This is a genomic window from Paracoccus sp. PAMC 22219 (assembly GCF_000787695.1).
Classification (GTDB): domain Bacteria; phylum Pseudomonadota; class Alphaproteobacteria; order Rhodobacterales; family Rhodobacteraceae; genus Paracoccus.
Genome location: NZ_BBPH01000212.1, coordinates 1 through 1,907 on the forward strand (window position 1 = coordinate 1; position 1,907 = coordinate 1,907).

At 73.4% G+C, this 1,907-nt stretch carries 2 protein-coding genes; both read right to left on the reverse strand.

What is annotated here, in order from left to right; all coding sequences use genetic code 11:
- A partial coding sequence (locus tag TY51_RS18745) for a hypothetical protein (RefSeq protein WP_042252669.1) occupies window positions 1–222 on the reverse strand: 222 nt, incomplete at its 3' end.
- A 102-nt stretch (window positions 223–324) separates the two neighbouring features.
- A complete protein-coding gene (locus tag TY51_RS22905; RefSeq protein ID WP_197054837.1) occupies window positions 325–1,413 on the reverse strand; it encodes a hypothetical protein in 1,089 nt (362 codons plus the stop codon).
- Window positions 1,414–1,907: the final 494 nt, after the last annotated feature.

Consider the following 1,907-nt stretch of genomic DNA (forward strand, 5'->3'; position numbering starts at 1 on the left):
CGCCAGCGCCAGCGCCATCAGCGGGCGCTGCGCGAGGGGCTGGCGGGTCCCGGCAAACGAGATCTCCTCGTCTAGCGGCGTCATGGTCTCGAGATCGTCGATCTCGCCGATGCGCCCCTCGACCAGGGCGTCGAAGACGGCGTCGGGCATCTCGGGCGGAGGCAGGGGTGCCGCATCGATGCGGCGGGCGGCGGTGTGGAAGCGGGTCAGCCAATCGGACATGGCGGGACCTCCCGTGATCGGGGGAAAGGGACGGGGCGGCGCCGGCACGAGCCTGTGCGAGCGTGCGCGCCCCGCGACGGGTTCAGGAAAGAAAGCCGGGGCTCAGCGGCCGGACGGTGCGTCGGTCCCGGGGTCCTCGGGCGGGGTCTCGTCCGCCGCGGTCGGGTCGGGTGCGGTCGGATCAGACGCCTCCAGCGTCACGGCCAGCGCGTCCAGCCGGGCCTCGATCTCGGCCCGGAGCGCGGGGCGGTAGATCTCGCGGGTGACGTTGAGCATGTCGGCGAACTCCCCCCGCGGGACGACCGCTTCCGGAAAGCCCCGCCGCAGATCGCCATGCATCCGCTGCTCGGCCGCGCAGGCCGCGGCCCCGGTGGGCACCACCAGCTCGCGCAGGACCCGCACGCGGGCCTCGGTAGGCAGGCCCAGCTGATGGCGGTGCCGCTTCTCCGGATGAGCGGAGTAGCCCAGCTTCAGGAAGTGGCGATCCCCATGGCGCAGGTCCAGCAGGTAGATGCGGCTCTCCCGCGCGCTCCAGCCCTTGCTGCAGCCCGGGCAGTCGACCTGCCCCCAGAAGAGGTTCGCCCGGGCGATGCGGCGCTCGGCCCCGCAGGCATGGTGGTAGAGATGGTAGTTCGGATTGCGCTCGGGGTCCGGGCCGATCCGCGTCCAGCCGCGCCGCGCGGCGATGGCTGCCTCTTCCGCGGCAAAGCAGGTCTCGCAGCGCAGACCCGCGGTGCCCTCGGCCATCCGGCGGACATAGTCGAACTGGCGGCGCTGGACGTGGCCGCAGCGGGCGCGGTAGAGCCCGTAGGCGGTCTCCTCCGGGTCGCGGCCCAGGTAGACCAGCGCCGCGCGGGCCGCAGTCTCCGCCCGGCGGGCCTCCAGGCAGGCATGGCAGATCGGACGGCCCGCCATCAGCGTGAAGATCCGGCAGGTGAAGACACGCCCGCAGGTCCGGCAGCGCAGCGCCAGGTGCAGCCGGTCGATGACCCGGCCGGCGATGTCGAAGCCCTTGGCCTCGGCGGCGGCGATCCAGCCGGGGGAGAGGGGGCCGGGATGGACAGCCAGGGGCGTCCCGTCCACGAGGAGAGTGCCCGGGGTGCCCGGGTCGGCGGGAGCCGCAGGATCGGCGGTCGGGCAGGACGAGATCGTCGCCGGGTCGGATGCGGCGGAACGGGGTTTGCGGGGCATGGATGCCTCCAGATGCTGAGATAGGGAAAACCCGCCCTCGCGCGACCCGTCCGCGCGAGGAATGTGCAGGACGCGCGCGCGTGCAGCATCGGACCACCCCGGAATGGCGGGGTCGTAGCAGGCGGCAGCGCCGGTCAGGAAGGGGGAAGGGTCAGGCCGGGACCGGCGTCGCGAGCGAGGCCGTCTCCGGCTCGATCTCAACGGGATCGAAATGGCAGGGCAGGGAGGCCATCTCCCCGACCGCCACGCGCATGCTGCGCAGCATCTGCCGGCACCGCCAGGCCACGGCGCCATGACCCGGGCAGGTGAAGAGACCAGGCGCCTGGTCCAGGACCTGCCGGGCCTCGCGGAACTCGGCATTCGTGCGGCCTGCATCAGCAGGTAGCAGATCAACGCCATGTGCCGCAGGGGCCGGTCCTCGGGGCGCATCACCGCGGCGCTGCGGATCCCGTCGATCCGGGCGAGGACGCCGGCGCGGGCCGCCTCGGCCTCGC